The sequence below is a fragment of the Sphingobacterium deserti genome (genome assembly GCF_000757725.1).
GTDB classification, from domain to species: Bacteria; Bacteroidota; Bacteroidia; order Sphingobacteriales; family Sphingobacteriaceae; genus Sphingobacterium; species Sphingobacterium deserti.
This window is the reverse complement of record NZ_JJMU01000055.1, coordinates 1-2,172: the sequence shown is the minus strand read 5'-3', so window position 1 is coordinate 2,172 and position 2,172 is coordinate 1. Positions and strand designations below refer to the sequence as shown.

Sequence of the window (2,172 nt, the reverse complement as noted above, 5' to 3'; positions counted from 1 at the left end):
ATGGTAAACTTAAACTTCTCGCACTACGCGATACACAATACTCAATACCAATCCCCATCGCACATCCTTTCCGTCCTTAGCCAGGACAGGGCGTTCCTTTTGTAGGGCAAAAGGAACCAAAACCCCGTCGCTTGAAACCTTTGCAGGGGAGGTTTGTGCAATGGCAAATGACTACATATTGCAAAGCTTTCGAGGCGACATTTCGTTTAATAATGGGAAGAAGCAATAAAATATGGTAAACTTAAACTTCTCGCACTACGCGATACACAATACTCAATACCAATCCTACCCCACATCCCTTCCACCGCATGCCGCGGCAAGGCAAATACTTTTGTAAGGGTAAAGTTTTGCATTTTAAACAGTTTGTCCATCGCACATCCTTTCCGTCCTTAGCCAGGACATGGCGTTCCTTTTGTAGGGCAAAAGGAACCAAAACCCCGTCGCTTGAAACCTTTGCTGGGAGAGTTTGTGCGAAGGCAAATGACTACAGACTCAACAAAACTGATGCGACATGTCGTTTAATAATGGTTAGAAGCGATAAGGTGAGCGGAAACTAAAAGTCTCGCATTACTCAATACTCATTACGCAATACTCCTTCAAATGCGACATTTTGGTTAATAGCGAGCAGAAGCAATAGACTCAAAGAAGCGCATCTACTTTTCGCACTACGCGATACGCAATACTCAATACTTTTCACTAAATTTGATCGGCTTTAGGGGTATTCTGAAAAGAATTGAGAGAGTCCCTTTGAACCTGATCCGGTTGATACTGGCGTAGGGAAAAGCGTTTGCTATATTTAGCTCTAATCGACGTTTCCTATCCCTTTCTCTTTCCTAATTGCCAACAGACATTCAATTTTATCGTCACATGGAACAAGAGATTATTCAAAAACTACATCAATTAAGGCAACAATCACCGTTAGTGCATAATATCACAAACTTTGTGGTAATGAACAATACAGCTAACGCACTATTGGCCATAGGGGCATCGCCGGTTATGGTACATAGTTCGCGCGAGGTCAAAGACGTCGTCGGCATTAGCGGCGCATTAGTGATTAACATCGGCACGCTAAGCGAAGAATGGGCAGAGGGCATGTTGATCGCTGCGGCACATGCCGCTCAAGTGGGATGCCCTTGGGTGCTGGATCCCGTTGGTGCTGGTATATCGCCTTTTCGTAATGACGTTTTGAAGGAACTACTAAGCCACAGCCCAACCGCTATACGTGGGAATGCATCTGAAATTATTGCGTTAGCAAGCTTCGCAAGCACGGGCGGAAAGGGCGTTGACAGTGTCGCGAGCAGCGCGGACGCAGTTTCATCGGGAAGACTTCTACAGGAAAACTATGGCGCACAAGTTTGTATATCCGGCGAGACGGATTATATCATCGGGAAGGATAGCTGGGCAGAGGTAAATAATGGCAGCGTACTGATGACGAAAGTTACGGGTCTTGGCTGCACAGCATCGGCTATTGTTGCTGCTTTTCTTGCACTACGCCAAGAGCCTTTCTTGGAAGCTGTAGCAGGCGTAAGCCTCTGTAGTCTAGCAGGCGAGTTGGCGGCGAGACAATCTATCGGGCCAGGAACTTTACAGCTCAATATGTATGACACGCTTTACAATCTCAGTGAGGATGAGATCCGAATTCATCTAAAGGTGAAAGAATATGCCTATTAATTCAAGTTTCCCCTATCCACTGTACCTCGTTATTTCTGAACGGGACTGCGCTGGCCGCCCCCTGCTTTGGGTTGCTGAAGAAGCCATACGAGGTGGGGTGGACATTATACAACTTCGGGAAAAAGAGATGTCTACATCTTCTTTTCTAAAGCAAGCACGCGCACTAAAAACCCTAACAGATAAATTTAATATTCCCCTTGTCATCAACGATGCTGTAGACATAGCGGTCGCGGTCGAGGCTTGGGGAATACACGTAGGGCAGCAGGACAGCGCCCCCTTGGAAATTGCTGAAAAATTTGGCGACCGACTGCGTATAGGATGGTCATTGGAAGATATCAATCAACTGGAAAGTCCGCAAATGAAAGCCGTTGACCATCTTGGGCTGAGCCCCATCTACGCGACGGCAACAAAAAAAGATACCATTACCGAGTGGGGTATCGAAGGAATCCGAAATATTAGGCAAAACACGGATAAGCCATTGATAGCGATAGGCCGAATGCA

2 protein-coding genes and 1 riboswitch are annotated in these 2,172 nt (G+C 46.3%); both genes read left to right on the top strand.

All coding sequences use genetic code 11. From position 1 onward, the window contains the following. The first annotated feature begins 704 nt into the window (after positions 1–704). Positions 705–797, top strand: a riboswitch (TPP riboswitch). Between the two features lie 70 nt (positions 798–867). Then, positions 868–1,671: a hydroxyethylthiazole kinase gene (thiM, locus tag DI53_RS15150; protein WP_037501531.1), complete on the top strand. Its 804-nt coding sequence runs from the start codon at positions 868–870 to the stop codon at positions 1,669–1,671. Continuing rightward, positions 1,661–2,172, top strand: a 512-nt coding sequence (gene thiE / locus DI53_RS15145) for a thiamine phosphate synthase (protein ID WP_037501528.1), incomplete at its 3' end; no start/stop codon positions are given. The genes thiM and thiE, both read left to right, overlap by 11 nt.